The sequence below is a fragment of the Telluria sp. LT2P80 genome (genome assembly GCF_059685955.1).
In genome coordinates, this window is record NZ_JCASIO010000005.1 from 290,844 (window position 1) to 310,266 (window position 19,423).

Sequence of the window (19,423 nt, forward strand, 5' to 3'; positions counted from 1 at the left end):
GATAGACTTTTGGTGCCCACGGAGGGACTCGAACCCCCACACCTTGCGGCACATGGACCTGAACCATGCGCGTCTACCAATTCCGCCACGTGGGCACTGGGACTACTCAACAACGATACTGCTTGCTACCTTGCATACTACTTGAAACCTTTGGTGCCCACGGAGGGACTCGAACCCCCACACCTTGCGGCACATGGACCTGAACCATGCGCGTCTACCAATTCCGCCACGTGGGCACTGCAACTACACGAACTTTACAACCGATGAACTTTTTGGTGCCCACGGAGGGACTCGAACCCCCACACCTCGCGGCACATGGACCTGAACCATGCGCGTCTACCAATTCCGCCACGTGGGCACTGCAAGAACATCTCTGCTACAATAGCAGGGTTTGTCATTTTCCGCCAGATCAACTATTCGTGAAACATCGCTGACCGGCGCATCAAACATCCTCTGCTACCACTGCTTTTCATCGCCCCGGCGTTGTCGCCGTTGCTGAAGAGAGCGAGATTATAGCGGATCATTTTCAATAGTCAAAGACCCAAGGTGAAGTTCTCGACAAGGACTCACGTGCAAGTACCCCGCGCAGGCTTTCCGCGCATGCATCCCGTGACGGGCGCAGGTCGTTGGCGCACATCATGTTAGGCGAATCGGATAGACCTCCGTTACACTACGCCTGTCATGGTGTCAATTAACCACGCTGCCGCCCTTATGTGATGTGCGGCGCTCTACTGGCCAAAGAAAAAAGAATCGATTTGAAGCAACCTACTCATACCATTCCAAGCCGCGAGGAAATCCTCGCTGTCTTCCGCGACGCCGCTGAATCGCTCGATGCAGCCGCCCTGGCACATGCCCTTGATGTTCAGCCCGCAGCGCAGGAAGTTCTCGGCCGCCGCCTGAACGCGATGGAGCGTGACGGCCAGATCCGTTCCGACCGCAGCGGTACCTATATGCTGGCTGATCATTCCGCCTTCGTGGCCGGCAAGGTCAGCGCGCATCGCGACGGTTTTGGCTTCGTGATTCCCGATGAACCGGGTCCCGACCTGTTCCTGTCCGACCGCGAAATGCAGAAAGTGCTGCACGGCGACCGCGTCATGGCGCGCGTGACGGGCATGGATCGCCGCGGCCGTCCGGAAGGCTCGATCGTCGAAGTCGTCCAGCGCGCGAACACGCACATCATCGGGCGCCTGCTCAATGAAGAGGGCGCATGGATCGTCTCGCCCGAAGACCAGCGCATCGCCCAGGACGTGATCGTCACCGGCCCGACCGGCAATGCCCGTGCAGGGCAGATCGTCAGTGTCGAACTGCTGGAGCAGCCAGGCCGCTTCCAGAAGCCGACCGGCCGCATCGTCGAAGTGCTCGGTGAGCTCGATGACCCGGGCATGGAAATCGAAATCGCCGTGCGCAAGTTCGGTGTCCCGCACATCTTCTCGCCGGCCGCGCTCAAGCAGGCAGGGCGCCTGCCGAACGAAGTCATCGATGCCGACCTGGCCAACCGCGTGGATCTGCGCGACGTGCCACTGGTGACGATCGACGGCGAAGACGCACGCGACTTCGACGATGCCGTCTACTGCGAACCGGTGGCGATCAAGGGCGTGAACAGTTTCCGCCTGCTGGTCGCGATTGCCGACGTCAGCCATTACGTCAAGCCGAACGAAGCGCTCGACGCTGACGCGATCGAACGCTCGACGTCCGTCTATTTCCCGCGCCGCGTGATTCCAATGCTGCCCGAGAAACTGTCGAACGGCCTGTGCTCGCTGAATCCGGCGGTCGACCGTTGCACGCTGGTGTGCGACATGGTGGTGTCGCAGGATGGCGAAGTTACTGCGTACCAGTTCTACCCGGCCGTCATGCACTCGGCTGCGCGCATGACCTATAACGAAGTGGCCGACATCCTGGCTGACGCCAATGGCGAGCAAGCCAAGAAGCGTCCGGGCATCGTGCCGCACCTGCAGCACCTGAACCAGGTGTTCCGCGCGCTGCTCAAGGCACGCCAGGAGCGCGGTGCGATCGACTTCGAAACCACCGAAACCTATATCGTCTGCAATGCGCTGGGCAAGATCGAAAAGATCATCCCGCGCACCCGCAACGATGCGCACCGCCTGATCGAAGAGTGCATGCTGTCGGCCAACGTGTGCGCCGCAGATTTCCTGCTGCGCCACAAGCACCCGGGCACGTTCCGCATTCACGCGACGCCGACCGAAGAAAAGCTGAACCAGCTTCGCACCTTCCTCAAGCAGGTCGGCCTGAACCTGGCCGGCGGCAACAAGCCGAGCGCGCGCGACTACGCTGCCGTGATGCAGCAGATCAAGGAGCGGCCGGATGCGCAACTGCTGCAGACGATGATGCTGCGCTCGATGCAGCAGGCCGTCTACAGCCCGGACAACGTCGGCCACTTCGGCCTGGCGTTCGAGGCGTACGCGCACTTCACCAGCCCGATTCGCCGCTATCCCGATCTGCTGACGCACCGCGCGATCAAGGCGATCCTGCTCGGCAAGAAGTACGAGCCGAAAGGCATCGACCTGGCCAAGCTGAACACGACGCAGTCGAACTCGGCCCGCAAGCAGGCCGCGAAAGACAAGGCGGACGGCAAGGCGCCGAAGAATGAAAAAGACCTGACCATCTGGGACGCCCTGGGCGTGCACTGCTCGGCCAATGAACGCCGCGCCGACGAAGCGTCGCGCGACGTCGAAAACTGGCTCAAGTGCTTCTTCATGCAGGACAAGATCGGCGAAGAGTACACCGGCACCATCGCTGGCGTAACCACCTTCGGCATCTTCGTGCAGCTCGATGAGCTGTTCGTCGAAGGCCTTGTGCACGTTACCGAACTGGGCGCCGATTACTTCCAGTACGACGAAGCGCGCCATGTGCTGCGCGGCGAGCGTACGGGCCAGAGCTATGGCCTGACCGACAAGGTGACCGTCAAGGTCGCACGCGTCGATCTGGAATCGCGCAAGATCGACCTGACGCTGGCGTCCGCGCCGGGCGCCGAGTCGTCGGGTGACGATGCCGGCCGCGAGCGCAATCAGGGCGGCCGCAACAAGGAACAGCGCAGCAACGAGTTACGCACGAACGATGGCCGTCAGAACAATGGCGGTGGCAACAATAATGGCGGTGGTAACGGCAACAACAACAACGGCAACGGCAATAGCAACGGCGGCAACGGTGGCAACGGCAAGCGTTCGCGCGGTGGTCGTTCGCGTGGTCCGAAGCCAGGCAACAACGGCGGCAATAACGAGCAAGGTCGTCCACAGCAGTCGCCACTCGAGATTGCACGTCCGCTTGGTCAGGATGGCATCGAGCCGCAACAGGCCAAGCCGAAATCGCGCAAAGCCCGTCAGAAGGCCAAGGCAGCCGAGCGTGCTGCGGCAGCAGCAGCGGCGCCAATGACGACAGCGACGCCGCAGGCACCAGTGCAGGCACCTAAGCCAGCGCCAGTGCAGGCGCAGAAACCAGCGCCTGCACCGGTTGCAGCACCAGCACCAGCACCGGTTGCACCAGCACCAGCACCGGTCGCGAAGCCAAAGCCTGCCGAAGCAATCGCGGCCCCAGCGCCCGCGCGCAAGCCACGTGCAGCCAAGGCCGTCGTCAACGACGTGGTCGCGGCTGCACCAGCCCCTGCGCCAGCACCGGTTGCCGATGCCAAGCCAGTGAAAGCCGCAGCAAAGAAAGCGGTCGCGAAAGCGCCAGCCGTTGCGGCTCCAGCTGTAGCTGCACCAGTCGTGGCAGCGCCAGCGGTCAAGGCGCCAGCCAAAAAAGCTGCTGCCAAGACGGCTGCCGTGAAAGCGCCAGTCGCCGCAGCAGCAGTCGACGTGCCGGCCAAAGCAGCAGCGGTCAAGGCGCCAGCGAAAAAGGCAGCAGTCAAGGCGCCAGCCAAGTCAGTCGCAGTCAAGGCGCCGGTCGAAACCGTTGCTGTCAAGGCGCCGGTCAAGGCAGCGGCAGTCAAGGCTCCGGCCAAGGCCGCAGCAGTCAAAGCGCCAGCCAAGGCAGCAGCAAGCAAGGCACCGGCCGAACCAGTCGCAGCCAAAGCACCGGCCAAGAAGGCGGCAGCTGCCCCACGCAAGCCCGCAGCCAAGGCTGTCGCTGAGGCGGCTGCGCCGAAGGCTGTCAAGGCTCCGGCCAAGACCGCAGTGAAGACCGCAGCAAAGACCGCAGCCAAAACCAGCAAGAAGTAAGTCCCTGAAAGTATTCGAAAAGTAGCAAATGAAAAATAAAATGATGTTCGGCTTCCACGCCGTGACTTCGCGACTGCGTCACGAGGCCCAGTCGGTGGAAGAAATCTTCGTCGATGCCGAGCGCAACGACGGCCGCATGAAGGACCTGATCGCCCACGCCAAGGCAGCCGGCGTGCGCGTGATGCCCGTCGAGGCAGCGCGCCTTGACAAGATCACCGGCACCCGCCGTCACCAGGGCGTGATCGCGTTTGCCAGCCAGCTCGCGCTGGCGCGCAATCTCGATGAGCTGCTGGACGCCATCGAAGGTCCGCCATTGCTGCTGATTCTGGACGGCATCACCGATCCGCACAACCTGGGCGCCTGCCTGCGCGTGGCCGACGGTGTCGGCGCGCACGCGGTCATCGTGCCGAAGGATCGTGCGGTCGGCCTGAACGCCACCGCCGCCAAGGTCGCCAGCGGCGCCGCCGAGACGGTCCCGTACATCACGGTGACCAACCTGGCGCGCACGATGCGCGAGCTCAAGGAGCGCGACATTCTCCTGATCGGCACCACGGACGACGCCGACAAGGGTCTGTACGAAGCCGACTTCTCGGGCCCGGCCGCACTGGTCATGGGTTCGGAAGGCGAGGGCATGCGCCGCCTGACGCGCGAGACCTGCGATGTGCTGGTCAGCATCCCGATGTTCGGTTCGGTCGAAAGCCTGAACGTGTCAGTGGCCTCGGGCGTCTGCCTGTATGAAGCACGCCGCCAGCGTATTGGCCGCGACAGCTGATTGTTCTTCATGCCCGGATGGCTGCGCTCGCGGCAATCCGGGCAGTTTCATCCCTCCGCAGCACCAAATCCCCACCCAGCAACGCTCTTCCCGAACCGGCGACGAAACACGCCAGGCCATCCTGCGCCAACGACGGTGGTAAACTCGCTTCGAACAACTGAACCGTTTGGCATAACAAGGAAACGCATGACGAATGAAATGGTGGCGGTACTCGATCCGGTCGAGCTGCGCGTGCTGGCTGTACTGGCCGAAAAAGAAGGCCTGACGCCCGATAATTATCCGATGTCGCTGAACGCGATCGTCAATGGCTGCAACCAGTTGTCAAGCCGCGATCCGGTCATGCAGATCAGCGAAGCGGTCGTGCTCGATACGCTGCAGCGCCTGGCCGAGCGCAAGCTCGTGAACGCCATCTCGCAGGCCGGCGCGCGCGTCGTCAAGTACGAGCACCGCATGCGCATCAAGTGGACACTCGAGCAGGATAAGCTGGCCGTGCTCACGATCCTGATGCTGCGTGGCCTGCAGACCGCCGGCGAGATCCGCACCCGCAGCGGGCGCCTGCACGAATTCAAGACGGTCGCTGATGTCGAAACAGCGCTGCAATTTTTGATCGACAAATACCCGCCGCTGGTCGTGAAACTCGAGCGCGCGCCGGGCACCAAGGAATCGCGTTATGGCCAGCTGCTGGGCGGTGAGATCACCATCGTCGCCGGCAGCGAGCAGACGTCCAGCAGCGCGAGCAACCTGACCCAGGGTGGTCGCATCGCGCAGCTCGAAGAAGAAGTCGCCGCGCTGCGCGGCGAGATGGAAGACCTCAAGGGCCAGTTCGAGGCGTTTCGCCAGCAGTTCCAGTAACCGGCTCGAACGCCAGTTCGATCAGCGCATCGTCGCTCCAGTCCGGGTCATTCAGAGCGACGCGGAAATTGCGCTCCTCGACCGGCAGATCTTTCGTGCGATCCCCTTCACGCAAGGTGGCACGCGCAAGGGTCGCTGGGGTGTCGAATTGAAAGCCCTCGCGCTCGGCATTGAAGAAGTTGCACCAGTTGGGCGTCAGCAGCACGCTGTTGACGAACAGCGTGCGCATCAGGCCGAGCTCCTCCTTGCCGATCGCGACCATCACGTGGCATTCAAGCCGCAGGTCGCCAAGGCGCCGCACGTTCTCTGGCAGGCCAGGCGATCGCACCAGCGGCGTCACACGATACATGCGTCGCTTGCGATTGAGCACCAGTTCGCTGTCCGCCGCCAGCGCGGCGCTGCTGCGCGGCACGATTGTCTCCAGCGCATCGTTCAGGGTCATTGGCAGCAAGAAGCCATCCCTCCCTTCCAGGCGCAGCGCCATTGGCGCCTCACCCGGCTTGGGCGTCTTGTCGGTCCAGGCGCGCCGCTCGACCCGGAAGCGCAAGGCCTCGGCGTTTGGTGCCATGCGGTGATGGCGCTCGAAGGCGTCCAGGCCCGCGACGATCGCCGTGTACTTGCGCACTTCCGGCTTGCGGATTGCGTTGATGTGGATGGACTCCGGGCTGTCCGGCCGCGTATCGGCCGCGCTGACGTTGACACCGACCAGCATCGCGAGCATCAGGATGGAAGGAAGCCGCATCACGTTCAACCCTCGTCACGCCAGCGGCGCAGGCGAATCGCGCCGTAGATCATGGCGCAGCCGGCGGCGGCCGCAATCCAGACACCCGGCGTGAGCAGCGTGGCATACGACGTGCCCAGCAGCAGCGGCCCATCCAGCCCGGCCTGTTGCTGCTGCGCCAGCGCCTCTCCATTGACCTCGCCGAACCAGATCCCGGGGAACACGCCCAGTAGCACCCGCGCCACGATCTCTTCGCCGAACCACTTGACGTTCATCGACACCCCGGCAAAACGCCCGGCCAGGAAATCGAACCAGGCCAGGATTGCCAGCGCCACCAGTGGCGCGCCGACAGCCCACAGGAACACGCGCGACTTTGCCCAGCTCGATACCAGCAGGAGCCAGCCGACCGTCGGCAACGCCCACAGGATGTACAGCGGCAGGAAGCTGATCAGATATACGGGCGCCAGGTAGAAGTCGACATTGGCCAGCACCGGCGCGATCAGGTTGATGCCCTTGATGGCGCCGCCCAGCAGGCCGATCACCAGCAGGATCAGCGAGGCTGCAATACCGATCGCGATGGTCGCCAGAGGCGCAACCAGCAGCGCCGTCACCGCTTTGGACAGCACGGTCTGGGCATCGGACATCGGCAGCGACTTCCAGAACAGGATGCTGCGGTCGCGCCGGTCGTCGTACAGCGCCGCCATGCAGTAGAAGAACACGACCACCGGCAGCACGAAGAACAGCGGCGCCGTGATCACCAGGTAGCTCGACGCAGCAGCAGTGGCCAGCTTGGCCAGCACCGCCGGCGGCAAACCGTTGACCGTCATGACTTGTTCGCCGCTGACCTGCATGTGGAACGACGGGTTGGCGATGATGGCGTACAGGAAGCCGCCACCGAACAGCAGCACGATCACGGCGGCCACTGCCAGCGGCGCCCAGAAGAAGGCGCCCTTGTGTTCCCACAGTTCGCGCCGGATCAGCCATTTCATGGTGCTCATTGGCGTAGTCATGCGTAGGTTCCTTTCATGGTGGCGACGAACAGGTCGGCCACGCTCGGGTTGCGGACTTCGCCGAGTGCGGCCAGCTGGGTGCGGGACAGGCCGCCGGCGCGCAGTGCGTCGAACAGCATCACGGATTTGCCGAACACCGTGCGTTCGTCGATCGGTTGCAGCGCTCTGGCCGCCGCCACCTTGTCGCTGCCCACCATGACTTCGACGTAGCGTTCACCGATCTCTTCCATCGACGCGGCCAGCGCGATCTTGCCGTCGCGGATGAACAGCAGGTCGGTCAGGATGTGCTCGACTTCCTCGACCTGGTGCGTCGTGATGACGATCGTCTTGTGCTCGTCAAAATAGTCTTCGAGCAGATTCTGGTAAAACGCCTTGCGGTAGATGATGTCCAGGCCGAGCGTCGGCTCGTCCAGCACCAGCAGCTTGGCGTCGATTGCCATCACGAGCGCTAGGTGCAGTTGCACGATCATGCCCTTGGACATTTCCTTGACCTTCATCGTCGGCGTCAGCTTGGTGTTGGCGATATAGCGCTCGGCCTTGCTGCGGTCGTAGCGCGGGTGCACGCCCGCCACGAAATCGATCGCATCCTTCACGCGCAGCCAGCGCGGCAGGATGGCGACGTCGGCGATGAAGCAGACGTCCTTCATCAGCTCGTCGCGCTGGGTGCGCGGATCGAGCCCAAGCACCGACAGTTCGCCTTCGCACTGGATCAGGCCAAGGGCCGCCTTGAGCGTCGTCGTCTTGCCCGAGCCGTTGGGGCCGATCAGGCCGACGATGCGGCCGGCGGCGATCTCGATGTCGATGTTGTCGACGGCGATCCGCTTGCCGTAGTGCTTGCTCAAGCCCCGCGCGGAAATGACGGCGCTCATGCGGCACCTCCGTGGTCCGCGTTGGTCAGCAGCTCCTTGACGTCCAGCCCCAGGCGGCGGATGCGCTCGAGCATCGCCGGCCACTCTTCACTGATGAAACGTGCGCGCTCGCTTGCCAGCAGTTTCTCGCTGGCGCCTTCGGTGACATACATGCCAATTCCCCTTCGTTTTTCCACCAGGTTCTCGTCGACCAGTTCCTGATAGGCCTTCGATACGGTGATTGGGTTGAGTTGATAGTCGGCCGCAATCTGGCGTACCGAGGGCAGGGCGTCGCCAGCCTTGAGATCGCCGTCGAGCATCATGCCGACGACGCGCTCCTTGAGCTGGCGGTAGATCGGGGTCTTATCGTTCCAGCCGACGGTCATCTAGGGCCTCCGTGGTGGTTCGGTGCGGCGTCATCGTGATGCACATGCCTGCCTCCTCATGGTGGTGTGTTGAAGTGGTGTTGTAGTTGAGTATAACAGTGGGCGCGCAAAGGTCAACATGCAGACGCGAGATCATGCGCGGCGGGTAGAGCGTGGAAGGATCTTAGAGAATGGCGCCGTCGATGTCGTGGCGCACGAGGCTGCCATCCGGGTACAACGCGATCCAGCCGCCGCGGGCGGGTACCTCGTCGAGTTCCCAGTCCGGCAGCACGTAACGCAGCTTGTCGCCGTGCGCGTGCACGGCGGGCCGGTGCGTGTGCCCGTGAATGATGACGTCGGCATCGAGCGAGGCAAACACATCGGCCACAGCCTCGGGCGTCACGTCCATCGTCTCGTACGATTTGCCCGTGTGGGCTTCGCGCGAGCCTTCACGCAGTCCGGCGATGATGCCCTTGCGCTGCGCCAGTGGCATGCCGAGGAATTGTGCCTGCCATTCCGGGGCGCGCACTTGCGCGCGGAACGCCATGTACTTTGTGTCGAGCGTGCACTGCGCGTCGCCATGCACGAGCGCAATGCGGCGCGTACCGGCTTCGATGACATGGGGTTCTTGCAGCAGGGTCAGATGGGCGGCGTGCGCAAAGCCTGCGCCGACCAGGAAGTCGCGGTTGCCCGCCATCCAGAAGACCATCACGCCGGCATCGGCGACGGCGCGGATCGCCGTGATGATGGTCTGGTGGAATGGATCGGCAACGTCATCGTCGCCGGCCCAGTATTCGAAGATATCGCCGAGCAGAAACAACTGCTCGGCATGCACCGCGCGCTCGGCCAGGAAGCGCAAAAATGCTTCCAGCGTGCGCGGGTGTGAGACCTGCAGGTGCAGGTCGGAGATGAACAGCGCGAACGGGCGCGCAGGCAGCGTCATTGGCGTACTCAAGACGACGACTGATGCTGGTGCGCGCCGCGCATTACAGGACTTCGATTTTCTCGATGATGACTGGGTCGACCGGCACGTCGGAGTGCATGCCGCCGCGGCTGGTCTTGACATTGTTCAGCGTGTCGACGATGTCCTGGCCTTCGGTGACTTTACCGAACACGGCGTAACCCCAGCCGTCCTGGCCCGGGTAGTCGAGGAAAGCATTGTTCTTGGTGTTGATGAAGAACTGGGCCGATGCCGAATGCGGATCCGAGGTACGGGCCATGGCCAGCGTGTACTTGTCGTTCTTCAGGCCGTTCTTGGCTTCGTTCTCGACGGTTGCCGGGGTCGGCTTTTGCTTCATGCCTGGCTCGAAACCGCCGCCCTGGATCATGAAGTCCTTGATCACGCGGTGGAAGATCGTGTTGCTGAAGTGGCCCTTGTTGACGTAGTCGATGAAGTTGGCAACGGTCTTCGGTGCTTTATCAGCGTCCAGTTCAGCGGTGATGTTGCCCTGGTTGGTGGTGATGAGAATCGTCGTCATGTGGTGTCCTTGTTGTTGGTTGATGGGCATGCGCGCCGGATGCAGGCGCGGCGGAACCGTTATTTTACTAGCTTGTCGCCTTTGAGCTGCGTCACGGACGTAATCTTGATCGGCACGACCGGCACGTTCTGCATGCCGCGCACGTCGTCGACCACGACGTCCTTGATCTTGTCGACCGTCTCCTGGCCCTTGACCACCTTGCCGAACACGGTATAACCCGAGCCGCCGACAAACGGAAAATCGATGCCCGAATTGTCGGCCACGTTGATGAACCATTGCGAGGTGGCGCTGTCAGGATTGTCTTCGCGTGCCATCGAAATCGTGTACGGCTGGTTCGACAGGCCATTGTTCGATTCGTTCTTGATCGGTTTGAGCGTCTTGCGGCCTTCGAACTTTTCGTTCATGCCGCCGCCCTGGATCATGAAGCCCTCGATCACGCGATGGAAGATCGTGCCGTTATAGGCGCCCAACTTGGCATAGGCCGCGAAGTTGGCCACCGTCTTGGGGGCTTTCTCCTGATCGAGTTCGACGACGATCTCGCCCATGCTGGTCTTGATCGAATACTGCGGCATGTCGGCCGCCAGCGCGCTGCCAGAGAACAGCAGGCCGCAGGCGAGGGCAGCGGTGGCGCCGGCCACGCGCACGAGGGCGAAGCGGCGGTTGAATGACGATGACATCTGGCTTCCTCTGATGGACCGCGCACTTGGCGCTGTCAAGGGTTGTCCCAAAAATAAAGCTGGTCCGTATGGGGCCAGCCGGGTTTTTATCAATGCTATACTTTCCTTGAAGCGCACAAGAGAAGCGCTTACAAACAACGTCCCATTCTATCAAATAAGAATAACACCGAGGCCCCAGGCGCACCCCACGCCGCACCCGTCCGGCTGGCGCGCATGCAATGCCGCGCCGGGATGGTCGTTGCGGTGCCGGCGAGCGTTTGCCATCCTCGTGCGAACCGAAAATTCAATGAGCCAACTCAAGATTTACAACACGCTGGCGCGTGACAAGCAGGTTTTCGTCCCGAAGGTCGCCGGCAAGGTCGGCATGTATGTCTGCGGCATGACTGTCTACGATTACTGCCACGTTGGCCACGCACGCATGATGATGGCGTTCGACGTCGTGTACCGCTGGTTGCTGGCGTCCGGCTACGAGGTCGAGTACGTGCGCAACATCACCGATATCGACGACAAGATCATCAAGCGCGCCGTCGAGAATGGCGAAACAATCGGCGCACTGACGAGCCGCTTCGTCGGGTACATGGATGAAGACACGACCGCGCTGGGCATCCTGCCGCCGACCGTCGTGCCACGCGCCACCGAGTACGTCCCTCAAATGCTGTCGATCATCGGCAAGCTCGAGCAAAAAGGCCTGGCCTATCAAACGGCCGACGGCGACGTCAATTACGCCGTGCGCGGCTTCGACGGCTACGGCAAGCTGTCGGGCAAATCGCTCGACGACCTGCGCGCCGGCGAGCGCGTCGACGTCAACACCGGCAAGCGCGATCCGCTCGATTTCGTGCTGTGGAAAGCCGCGAAAGAATCCGAGCCCGCCGAGGCCAAATGGGATTCGCAATGGGGCCAGGGCCGGCCGGGCTGGCACATCGAATGCTCGGCCATGTCGTGCGCGACGCTGGGCGAACACTTCGACATCCATGGCGGTGGCGCCGATCTGCAGTTTCCGCACCACGAAAACGAAATCGCCCAGTCCGAAGGCGCGTTCGGCGCGCCGATGGTCAACTACTGGATCCACAACGGGTTCGTGCGCGTCGATAACGAAAAGATGTCCAAGTCGCTGGGCAACTTCTTCACGATCCGCGACGTGCTCAAGAAGTACGACGCCGAAGTCGTGCGCTTCTTTATCCTGCGCGCCCATTACCGCAGCCCGCTCAATTATTCCGACGTCCATATCGACGACGCGAAGGCAGCGCTGACCCGCCTGTACACGGCGCTGAACGGCATCGAGTTGGGTAATCAGCCAGTCGCCGTCGACTGGGACGAAGCCCACGCCCGACGCGTGCGCGACGCGATGGACGACGACTTCAACACGCCGCTGGCAGTAGCAGCACTGTTCGATCTGGCCGGCGACGTCAACCGCACCCGGTCGACCGATGCGGCACGCCAGCTCAAGGCGCTTGCCGCCGTGCTCGGCCTGCTCGAACGGTCGCCGCAGGCGTTCCTGCAGGCGGGTAGCCCCGATGCGGGCGAGGGTAGCCTCGACGAAGCAGCGATCCAGGATGCGATCGCCCGCCGCGCAGCCGCCAAGGCCGCGCGCGACTTCGCTGGCGCCGACGCCATCCGCAAGGGGTTGACGGAGGCGGGCATCGTCCTGGAAGACAAGGCCGACGGAACGACCTGGCGCCGCACATAATGCCAGCGAACAAGGACAAGTCGGGCAGCGTGGCTGCATTGGCAGGCACGTCGCCGGCGCACGATGCGCTCGCCGTGCCGATCTACTGGGCCGAAGCCAAGCGCGAGCTGATGCAGCGCGACCGCATCATGAACAAGCTGATCCCGCAGTTCGGCGACCTGCACCTGCGTGGCCAGCCCGACCCGTTCACGACGCTCGCGCGCTCGATCGTCGGCCAGCAAGTCACGCCGAAGGCAGCCGATCTGGCCTGGGGCAAGCTGCTGGCCGTCTGCCCGACCCTGGCGCCGAGCCAGATCATCAAGCTGGGCGCGGTCCAGTTGTCCGGTTGCGGCCTGTCCAAACGCAAGACCGAATACATTCTCGACCTGGCCGACCATTTCAAGGCCAAGCGGGTGCACGCCGACCTGTGGTCCGAAATGGATGACGAAGCGGTCATTGCCGAGCTGATCCGGATTCGCGGCATCAGCCGCTGGACAGCCGAGATGTTTTTGATATTTAATCTGCTGCGGCCGAACGTCCTGCCACTGGACGATCCCGGCCTGATCCAGGGCATCAGCCAAAATTATTTCTCGGGCGAACCTGTTTCGCGCAGCGATGCGCGCGAGGTGTCGGCCAACTGGGAACCCTGGCGCACGGTGGCGACCTGGTATTTGTGGCGCAGCCTGGACCCGGTCGCCCCTGCGGCCTGAGCCCCCGATCCGCCCGACACGCCACCGGCTTACGGTAGAATAGCGCCCTGATCCGCCGCGCAGCCTCAGAGCACGGCCAAGACATTACCCCGGAGTGACAATGACTAAATTAACTTTCCTCGATTTCGAGCAGCCGATCGCCGAGCTCGATTCCAAGATTGAAGAGCTGCGGTTCGTACAAGATGATTCCGCTGTCGATATCTCCGAGGAGATCGATCGCCTGGACAAGAAAAGCCAGCAGCTCACCAAAGACATCTACGCCAAGCTGACTCCGTGGCAAGTGTCGAAGATTTCGCGTCACCCGCAGCGTCCGTACACAATGGACTATGTGAATTCGATCTTCACCGATTTCCATGAACTGCACGGCGACCGCACCTTCGCCGACGACCAGTCGATCATTGGCGGCCTGGCCCGTTTCAATGGCCAGCCCTGCATGGTCATCGGCCACCAGAAGGGCCGCGACACCAAAGAGCGCGCGATGCGCAACTTCGGCATGCCCAAGCCCGAAGGCTACCGCAAGGCCATGCGCCTGATGAAGCTGGCTGAAAAATTCGGCCTGCCGATTTTTACTTTTGTCGACACCCCGGGCGCATTCCCCGGCATCGAAGCGGAAGAGCGCGGCCAGTCCGAAGCCATCGGTCACAACCTGTACGTGATGGCCGAACTGAAGGTGCCGCTGATCGCCACCATCATCGGTGAAGGCGGTTCGGGCGGCGCGCTGGCCATCGCCGTTGGCGACGCCGTGCTGATCCTGCAATACGCGACCTACTCGGTGATTTCGCCGGAAGGCTGCGCATCGATCCTGTGGAAGACGTCCGAACGCGCGGCCGACGCTGCCGACGCACTGGGCCTGACTGCGCATCGCCTGAAGGCCATGGGCCTGGTCGACAAGATCGTCAACGAGCCGCTGGGTGGCGCGCACCGCGACCCGAAGCAGATGGCGCAATTGCTCAAGCGTGCACTGGCCGACACGCTGCGCCAGTTCCAGGGCATGAAGACCAAGGACCTGCTGGAAGCCCGTCACGCCAAGTTGATGGCGTATGGCAAGTTCAAGGAAACGCTGCCGCGCGAAGAGTAAGCAACAAAAGTAAGCGAGTCTCAACAGTGAGCAGAACCAATCGCGGTACCGATCCAACCGGATCGGTACCCGCAGCATGCAATGAGGCGCTCGCGCGCCTGTCCACCACCTACGCGCCCACTTCGATCGCGATCGCCTGCAGCGGCGGCCTCGATTCGATGGTCTTGCTGCACCTGGCCCACGCCTGGTGCGCGCAGCAGGGCATTCCGCTGTTTGCCTTCCATGTCCACCACGGCCTGAGCCCGAATGCCGACGCCTGGCTTGCGCACTGCGAACGCAGCTGCGCCGCGCTGGGCGTGCCATTTGACCACCGTCGTGTGACGATTCCGGTCGACGGTTCCGGCGTGGAAGCCGCTGCACGCCGCCCCCGTTATGCGGCGCTGGGCGCCATGTGCCGTGAGCATGGCGCGACGCTGCTGCTGACGGCCCACCACCTCGACGACCAGGCCGAAACCGTGCTGCTGCAATTGCTGCGCGGCTCGGGGCCTGCGGGCTTGTCCGGCATGGAAGCGGCCAATCGCTCGCCGAACCTGCTGGGCGACGACGTCACCGTGATGGCACGCCCGCTGCTGACGCAATCGCGCGCGGCGCTCGAGGCCTATGCCGCGACGCACGCTTTGCGGTGGGTCGAGGATGAATCGAACCAGGATGCGCGCTATGCACGCAACGCACTGCGCCATCAGGTAATGCCGGCGCTGGCCGCGAACTTCCCCGGCTTCCAGGCGCGCCTGGCGCGCGGCGCGGCGCACGTCGCGTCGGCCCAGCGCATGCTCGAAGAACTGGCAGCGCAGGACCTGGCCGCCTGCCTGGATGGCGATGCGGTCGACCTGGCGGTGCTCGGCGCGCTCAGCGCCGATCGTATCGACAATTGCCTGCGTCACCTGTTTGCGGTACGGGGACTGGCGATGCCGTCGACGGCGTGGCTCGCCGAGATGGTCTGGCAATTGTTCTCGGCGCGCGAGGATGCGCAGCTGAAGGTCACGCATCCCGACTGCCACATCCGCCGCCATCGCGGCAAGCTGTACCTGACGCCGCACTTGCCGGAACTGGCAGGCATGCGCGATCCTGACGACCTCGGCATCTTCGTCAAGGAAGGGCAGCGCTTCCGCTGGCAGGGCGAAGCGTCGATTGCGTTTCCGGCCTATGGCGGCGTGCTGCACTTCGTGCCGGCCGCCCGCGGTTTCGACGCCGCCTGGCTGCGCGCGCTGCCGTTGATGATCGATTTCCGCAAGGGCGGCGAGCGCCTCAAGACGGCTGCGAACCGGCCCACGCGCGGCCTGAAGGCGCATTTTCAGGCGCTGGGCGTGCCGGCCTGGGAGCGCGAGCGCCTGCCCACCGTCAGCCGTGGCCGTGAGCTGTTGTTCGCCGCCGGCATCGGGATGGATTGCGCGCATGTGCTGGAAGGCGGCGAGGACAGGATCGAATTGCGCTGGGAAGCGAACACGGCCTGACGCGTCCTGTCGGCTGCGTTGCGAAAAGCATTAGGTTATGTTCTTTTCGTATAGCTTTTCCGCCAACGAGCCTTGTGATGCCGCGCTGCACCATGCTAGAGTAAGGGTCCCTTTTTGATCCTTACCCTAGCTGGAACCCTTCCTGATATGGCTTTAATTGTCCACAAATACGGCGGGACGTCGATGGGATCGACGGACCGTATCAAGAATGTCGCGGCCCGTGTGGCCAAGTGGCACGACGCAGGTCACCAGATCGTCGTCGTGCCGTCCGCCATGTCGGGCGAAACCAATCGCCTGATCGGTCTGGCCAAGCAGATCATGGACCAGCCCGATCCACGCGAACTGGACATGATTGCCTCGACCGGCGAGCAGGTGTCCGTGGGCCTCCTGGCCATGGCGCTGCTGGCCATCGGCAAGGACGCGGTCTCGTACACTGGCTGGCAGGCAGGCATCCGCACCGACTCGTCATTCACGAAGGCGCGCATCCAGTCGATCGACGACACGCGCGTGCTGCGCGACCTGGCCAACGGCAAGATCGTCATCATCACGGGCTTCCAGGGCATGGACGAGGACGGCAATATCTCGACCCTCGGCCGTGGCGGTTCGGATACCTCGGCAGTGGCGATTGCGGCCGCGCTGAAGGCCGACGAATGCCTGATCTACACCGACGTCGACGGCGTCTACACGACCGACCCGCGCGTGGTCGACGAGGCGCGCCGCCTGTCGAAAATCACCTTCGAAGAAATGCTCGAGCTGGCGTCGCTGGGCTCGAAAGTGCTGCAAACCCGCTCGGTGGAGTTTGCAGGCAACTACCAGGTGCCGACGCGCGTGCTGTCGTCGCTGACCGATCCCCTGATGCCCCTGGCCGAAGAAGCCAGCTCCGGCACCCTGATTTCGTTTGAGGAAGAAAGCAATATGGAACAAGCCGTCATCTCCGGCATCGCCTTCAATCGCGATGAAGCAAAGATCACCGTCCTGGGCGTGCCGGACAAGCCAGGTGTCGCATTCCACATCCTGGGCCCGATCGCCGAAGCCAATATCGAAGTCGACATGATCATCCAGAACCAGTCGGTGGACGGCAAGACCGACTTCACCTTCACGGTCTCGCGCAACGACTATGTGCAGGCAATGAAGGTGCTGGAAGACCAGAAGGACATCCTGGGCGCGGCCAAGATCGTCGGCGACGCCAAGGTCTCGAAGGTCTCGGCCGTGGGCGTGGGCATGCGCAGCCACGTCGGCGTGGCCTCGGACATGTTCCGCACGCTGTCGGAAGAGGGCATCAATATCCAGATGATTTCGACGTCGGAGATCAAGATCTCTGTGCTGATCGACGAGAAGTACATGGAACTGGCCGTGCGCGCCCTGCACAAGTCGTTTAATCTCGAACAAAGTTAAGCCAGTTTGCAATTTTTTGGGTGTGTTTTCTTGACCAAATGAGCACCAACCCTTAAGATGCTTGCACTCAGCGCTGACGGAAACGTTGGTACTGATTGGAGACGTGGCCGAGTGGCCGAAGGCACATCCCTGCTAAGGATGCATACGGCTTATACCTGTATCGTGGGTTCGAATCCCACCGTCTCCGCCAGAAAAAAGCAAAAAGCTCCCGCAAGGGAGCTTTTTCCGTTAACACTTCCCGGAGACGAGGGGGCCATCTGCATGGCCCCCGCGTGGGATTCGAAGGGCTGCCCATACTTGGGCAGCCCTCTCCGAATCGTCCATCTGCTGTGCGCAACGCGCACAGCGCAGCGCGCCGTGGGCGCGCTTCCCATTCACATTTTTGCAGTAAAGCATGCGCCCCAACGCCCCAGCTCGCGCAAAGCGCGGCGCCCGCAGCCAGCTGCCCAGGCCGAGCCCGTTTCGCAACGTCAGACCAGACCCCCGCCGCTAGACCCCGCCGCTATCAGCCGCGCCTGTATGCCCCATTCACGCGGATTTGCCGACGTCTCGCGATCTGAACTCACCTCGGCAACCAAGGCTTGCGATTCGTCTCATTTGAACTATACTTCCGTATCAAAGGAGGCAAAGCATGTCGAACGCTAAAGCAGTCGCAACGCTCCCTGCAGACCACCACGCAGAGACAGTCAAACCTGCCCGCGCAGGAATGCAAAACGTGGCCATCGGCACAGAGCGGACAGCCTCACCGGCGCGGGCCGGCACCCATGTCGCCGAGGCCATTCCCCTTTACCGGTCAGATCCCCAGGCGCGCATTGCGGTCATCCGTCACGGTATTCCTGCCGCAATGATCAGCAGTCTCTCGGGCCGGATGGGCATGAGCAAGGAAACCCTGCTGTCCAGCCTGGGTCTATCGCGGGCGACGATCAGTCGCAAGGAAAAAGACGCTGCCTTGCTGTCGAAGGACGAATCCGAGCGCGTCCTGGGTGTCGAAACCCTGATCGGCATGGTGCAGGCCATGGTCGAGCAATCCGGCGATCCGGCCGGCTTCAATGCCGCGCGCTGGGTATCGGAATGGCTGACGAAGCCATTGCCGGCCCTGGCCGGCGAGACGCCTGCAAGCTATATGGATACCTTCGAGGGGCAAAAGCTGGTGGCAGAGTTGCTGGCGATGAGCCAGAGCGGGGCCTACGCTTGACGAAGCAGGTCTGGCGCATCGCCGTCGAGGCGCCTGCCTACAGCGCCAACGACTTGCGCGGAACCGGCGCGAAGATGACGGGCGGGCGCTGGAACAGCAAGGGTACGCCTATCGTCTATGCTGCTGACAGCATTGCGCTCGCGACCCTGGAAACTGTTCACTACCTGAGTAGTGGCGGGCTGCCTTTCAACCGCTATCTGGTGCGGATCGATATTCCGGATACCGTGTGGGCCGTGCGTCAGGTTCTTGATCCACTTCCAGGCGGGTGGGATGCCGTTCCGTCCAGGATGGCCTCCAGGCAGGCTGGTGATGTCTGGGTCGCGGCAGGTGCCACGGCGCTGCTGCTGGTGCCCTCGGTGATCGTGCCTGACGAATATAACGTCCTGATCAATCCACAGCACAGGGATGCCGGTGCCATTGCGGCGACGACCTTGAGGCGGTGGAACTATGACCCGCGGTTTTTCCCGTGACAAAACTGAGCGAGATCCACGATGACCTTGTCCACGCTGCACATCCGTGACGCCGGCGCCGCCGATGTGGCATTCTTCGCCAGCCTGTATCGGAGCACACGCGACGACTTGCTGGCGTTGTCGGTCGACCCTTCGGTGATCGATGGCCTGATCGCCATGCAGCACCGGCTGCAAGTGGCTGGCTACCGCAACAGCTATCCGCAGGCCGTGTATCAGGTGCTGGAACGGGATGGCGTGGCGGTGGGACGCCTGGTCACGGCGGCCGTCGATGGCGTCGTACGCGTGGTGGACATTGCCGTGTTGCCGTCTGCGCGCCGCGCGGGTGTGGCTGGCGACGCCTTGCGCTGCCTGCAGGCGCAGGCGGCGCGGGCAGAGCACGTGGTGGCGCTGTCGGTGCGCAAGGATAATGTGGCTGCGCGCCACCTGTACGAGGCGCTGGGATTCACCGTGGACAGTGAAGACGCCATGCGGCTTGAACTGCGTTGGCGCGCCCAGATCGGTGGCGGACCGTCGCCAGACAGCGGCTTGCCTGTCAGGTAGCAGGTGTGCTCAGGGCGCTG

The 19,423-nt window shown here is 62.9% G+C and carries 17 protein-coding genes, 4 tRNA genes and 1 pseudogene; 12 read left to right on the plus strand and 10 right to left on the minus strand.

Annotated features, from left to right (window positions below; all coding sequences use genetic code 11):
- Window positions 1-10 precede the first annotated feature (10 nt).
- The 3 genes from AC56LW_RS15495 to AC56LW_RS15505 form a co-directional block, all read right to left on the minus strand.
- A tRNA-Leu gene (locus tag AC56LW_RS15495) sits at window positions 11-95 on the minus strand.
- Between the two features lie 56 nt (window positions 96-151).
- Window positions 152-236 (minus strand) — tRNA-Leu (locus AC56LW_RS15500).
- Window positions 237-273: 37 nt separating this feature from the next.
- Window positions 274-358, minus strand: a tRNA-Leu gene (locus tag AC56LW_RS15505).
- A 397-nt stretch (window positions 359-755) separates the two neighbouring features.
- Here AC56LW_RS15505 and rnr point away from each other — a divergent pair.
- From rnr to AC56LW_RS15520, 3 genes and pseudogenes are all read left to right on the plus strand, one after another.
- Window positions 756-3,056 (plus strand): annotated as a pseudogene (rnr, locus tag AC56LW_RS15510) (ribonuclease R); the annotation flags it as partial.
- Window positions 3,057-4,203: 1,147 nt separating this feature from the next.
- Entirely contained in the window at window positions 4,204-4,947 is a 744-nt protein-coding gene (gene rlmB, locus AC56LW_RS15515) for a 23S rRNA (guanosine(2251)-2'-O)-methyltransferase RlmB (RefSeq protein ID WP_332530077.1), read from the plus strand.
- Between the two features lie 186 nt (window positions 4,948-5,133).
- The gene (locus AC56LW_RS15520; protein WP_258837690.1) at window positions 5,134-5,799 is read left to right on the plus strand and encodes a YceH family protein; all 666 of its coding nucleotides are present in this window, start codon (window positions 5,134-5,136) and stop codon (window positions 5,797-5,799) included.
- Here the strand turns inward: AC56LW_RS15520 and AC56LW_RS15525 are convergent.
- The 7 genes from AC56LW_RS15525 to AC56LW_RS15555 all read right to left on the minus strand — a co-directional run bounded on the left by AC56LW_RS15525 (window position 5,759) and on the right by AC56LW_RS15555 (window position 10,898).
- A complete protein-coding gene (locus AC56LW_RS15525; RefSeq protein WP_499635748.1) occupies window positions 5,759-6,541 on the minus strand; it encodes a hypothetical protein in 783 nt (260 codons plus the stop codon). The two genes, AC56LW_RS15520 and AC56LW_RS15525, sit on opposite strands and share 41 nt — an antisense overlap.
- Before the next feature lie 5 nt (window positions 6,542-6,546).
- Window positions 6,547-7,530: a hypothetical protein gene (locus AC56LW_RS15530; RefSeq protein ID WP_499635749.1), complete on the minus strand. Its 984-nt coding sequence runs from the start codon at window positions 7,528-7,530 to the stop codon at window positions 6,547-6,549.
- Window positions 7,527-8,399, minus strand: coding sequence for an ABC transporter ATP-binding protein (locus tag AC56LW_RS15535; RefSeq protein ID WP_499635752.1), 873 nt, complete (start codon window positions 8,397-8,399; stop codon window positions 7,527-7,529). Before AC56LW_RS15535 ends, AC56LW_RS15530 begins: the two co-directional genes overlap by 4 nt.
- The gene (locus AC56LW_RS15540) at window positions 8,396-8,764 is read right to left on the minus strand and encodes a GntR family transcriptional regulator (RefSeq protein ID WP_332530081.1); all 369 of its coding nucleotides are present in this window, start codon (window positions 8,762-8,764) and stop codon (window positions 8,396-8,398) included. Before AC56LW_RS15540 ends, AC56LW_RS15535 begins: the two co-directional genes overlap by 4 nt.
- 163 nt (window positions 8,765-8,927) lie before the next feature.
- Window positions 8,928-9,686: a UDP-2,3-diacylglucosamine diphosphatase gene (locus AC56LW_RS15545; protein ID WP_499635754.1), complete on the minus strand. Its 759-nt coding sequence runs from the start codon at window positions 9,684-9,686 to the stop codon at window positions 8,928-8,930.
- A 43-nt stretch (window positions 9,687-9,729) separates the two neighbouring features.
- On the minus strand, window positions 9,730-10,221 hold the full coding sequence (locus AC56LW_RS15550) for a peptidylprolyl isomerase (protein WP_499635757.1): 492 nt from the start codon (window positions 10,219-10,221) through the stop codon (window positions 9,730-9,732).
- A 59-nt stretch (window positions 10,222-10,280) separates the two neighbouring features.
- Entirely contained in the window at window positions 10,281-10,898 is a 618-nt protein-coding gene (locus AC56LW_RS15555; protein ID WP_499635759.1) for a peptidylprolyl isomerase, read from the minus strand.
- A 286-nt stretch (window positions 10,899-11,184) separates the two neighbouring features.
- Here AC56LW_RS15555 and cysS point away from each other — a divergent pair, with 286 nt between their 5' ends.
- The 9 genes from cysS (at window position 11,185) to AC56LW_RS15600 (ending at window position 19,403) form a co-directional block, all read left to right on the plus strand.
- Window positions 11,185-12,585 carry a cysteine--tRNA ligase gene (gene cysS, locus AC56LW_RS15560; RefSeq protein WP_499635761.1) on the plus strand — a complete coding sequence of 467 codons (1,401 nt, stop codon included), beginning with the start codon at window positions 11,185-11,187 and terminating at the stop codon, window positions 12,583-12,585.
- A complete protein-coding gene (locus AC56LW_RS15565) occupies window positions 12,585-13,274 on the plus strand; it encodes a DNA-3-methyladenine glycosylase family protein (RefSeq protein ID WP_499635764.1) in 690 nt (229 codons plus the stop codon). The genes cysS and AC56LW_RS15565 overlap by 1 nt, the downstream gene beginning before the upstream one ends.
- Before the next feature lie 100 nt (window positions 13,275-13,374).
- Window positions 13,375-14,352 (plus strand): acetyl-CoA carboxylase carboxyltransferase subunit alpha, encoded by a 978-nt coding sequence (locus AC56LW_RS15570; RefSeq protein ID WP_482898391.1) that lies wholly within the window; start codon window positions 13,375-13,377, stop codon window positions 14,350-14,352.
- Between the two features lie 26 nt (window positions 14,353-14,378).
- Window positions 14,379-15,803 (plus strand): tRNA lysidine(34) synthetase TilS, encoded by a 1,425-nt coding sequence (gene tilS, locus AC56LW_RS15575; RefSeq protein ID WP_499635767.1) that lies wholly within the window; start codon window positions 14,379-14,381, stop codon window positions 15,801-15,803.
- 147 nt (window positions 15,804-15,950) lie between these two features.
- Window positions 15,951-17,198, plus strand: coding sequence for an aspartate kinase (locus AC56LW_RS15580; protein ID WP_183551359.1), 1,248 nt, complete (start codon window positions 15,951-15,953; stop codon window positions 17,196-17,198).
- 97 nt (window positions 17,199-17,295) lie between these two features.
- Window positions 17,296-17,388: transfer RNA gene (locus AC56LW_RS15585), tRNA-Ser, on the plus strand.
- Between the two features lie 441 nt (window positions 17,389-17,829).
- A complete protein-coding gene (locus AC56LW_RS15590; RefSeq protein ID WP_499635770.1) occupies window positions 17,830-18,393 on the plus strand; it encodes an Xre family toxin-antitoxin system antitoxin in 564 nt (187 codons plus the stop codon).
- Entirely contained in the window at window positions 18,390-18,863 is a 474-nt protein-coding gene (locus AC56LW_RS15595) for an RES family NAD+ phosphorylase (RefSeq protein WP_499635773.1), read from the plus strand. Before AC56LW_RS15590 ends, AC56LW_RS15595 begins: the two co-directional genes overlap by 4 nt.
- Before the next feature lie 21 nt (window positions 18,864-18,884).
- Window positions 18,885-19,403 carry a GNAT family N-acetyltransferase gene (locus tag AC56LW_RS15600; protein WP_499635776.1) on the plus strand — a complete coding sequence of 173 codons (519 nt, stop codon included), beginning with the start codon at window positions 18,885-18,887 and terminating at the stop codon, window positions 19,401-19,403.
- Window positions 19,404-19,423: the final 20 nt, after the last annotated feature.

Coding starts and splice junctions, on each gene's coding strand:
- AC56LW_RS15535 (WP_499635752.1), bottom strand. CDS start 8,399: ATGAGCGCCGTCATTTCCGCGCGGGGCTTGAGCAAGCACTACGGCAAG.
- AC56LW_RS15545 (WP_499635754.1), bottom strand. CDS start 9,686: ATGACGCTGCCTGCGCGCCCGTTCGCGCTGTTCATCTCCGACCTGCAC.
- AC56LW_RS15530 (WP_499635749.1), bottom strand. CDS start 7,530: ATGACTACGCCAATGAGCACCATGAAATGGCTGATCCGGCGCGAACTG.
- AC56LW_RS15565 (WP_499635764.1), top strand. CDS start 12,585: ATGCCAGCGAACAAGGACAAGTCGGGCAGCGTGGCTGCATTGGCAGGC.
- AC56LW_RS15550 (WP_499635757.1), bottom strand. CDS start 10,221: ATGACGACGATTCTCATCACCACCAACCAGGGCAACATCACCGCTGAA.
- AC56LW_RS15600 (WP_499635776.1), top strand. CDS start 18,885: ATGACCTTGTCCACGCTGCACATCCGTGACGCCGGCGCCGCCGATGTG.
- AC56LW_RS15555 (WP_499635759.1), bottom strand. CDS start 10,898: ATGTCATCGTCATTCAACCGCCGCTTCGCCCTCGTGCGCGTGGCCGGC.
- AC56LW_RS15590 (WP_499635770.1), top strand. CDS start 17,830: ATGTCGAACGCTAAAGCAGTCGCAACGCTCCCTGCAGACCACCACGCA.
- AC56LW_RS15570 (WP_482898391.1), top strand. CDS start 13,375: ATGACTAAATTAACTTTCCTCGATTTCGAGCAGCCGATCGCCGAGCTC.
- rlmB (WP_332530077.1), top strand. CDS start 4,204: ATGAAAAATAAAATGATGTTCGGCTTCCACGCCGTGACTTCGCGACTG.
- AC56LW_RS15520 (WP_258837690.1), top strand. CDS start 5,134: ATGACGAATGAAATGGTGGCGGTACTCGATCCGGTCGAGCTGCGCGTG.
- AC56LW_RS15580 (WP_183551359.1), top strand. CDS start 15,951: ATGGCTTTAATTGTCCACAAATACGGCGGGACGTCGATGGGATCGACG.
- AC56LW_RS15540 (WP_332530081.1), bottom strand. CDS start 8,764: ATGACCGTCGGCTGGAACGATAAGACCCCGATCTACCGCCAGCTCAAG.
- AC56LW_RS15525 (WP_499635748.1), bottom strand. CDS start 6,541: ATGCGGCTTCCTTCCATCCTGATGCTCGCGATGCTGGTCGGTGTCAAC.
- cysS (WP_499635761.1), top strand. CDS start 11,185: ATGAGCCAACTCAAGATTTACAACACGCTGGCGCGTGACAAGCAGGTT.